Origin of the sequence: Stenotrophomonas sp. GbtcB23, assembly GCF_019091045.1 — a bacterium.
GTDB classification, from domain to species: domain Bacteria; phylum Pseudomonadota; class Gammaproteobacteria; order Xanthomonadales; family Xanthomonadaceae; genus Stenotrophomonas; species Stenotrophomonas rhizophila_A.
This window is the reverse complement of sequence record NZ_JAGXKC010000615.1, coordinates 1-243: the sequence shown is the minus strand read 5'-3', so window position 1 is coordinate 243 and position 243 is coordinate 1. Positions and strand designations below refer to the sequence as shown.

The window sequence follows — 243 nt, the reverse complement described above, 5'->3', positions numbered from 1 at the left end:
AAGGTGGTGCGGATCGTCACCCCGGTTACCGTCACCTACGAGGCGCTGTTGGATGAGCGCCGCGTCACCCTGCTGATGGCGCTCTCTCGTGGCTAGAACGGCTACGGCCTGGCCTGGGCCGGCCTGGCCGGTGGCCGCTTCCTGGTCAACGTGGACGATTCCGTCGACGCGCTGGGGGCCGTACTGGCCCGCCTGGGGCCGGCCGAGCTGGTGGTGCCGGGCGAAGAGGTCTGGCCGGAACTC

Annotated in this window: 1 pseudogene; it reads left to right on the top strand. The window is 70.4% G+C overall.

The window, feature by feature from the left end:
* A pseudogene (locus KVS69_RS20310) lies at positions 1–243 on the top strand (hypothetical protein); the annotation flags it as partial.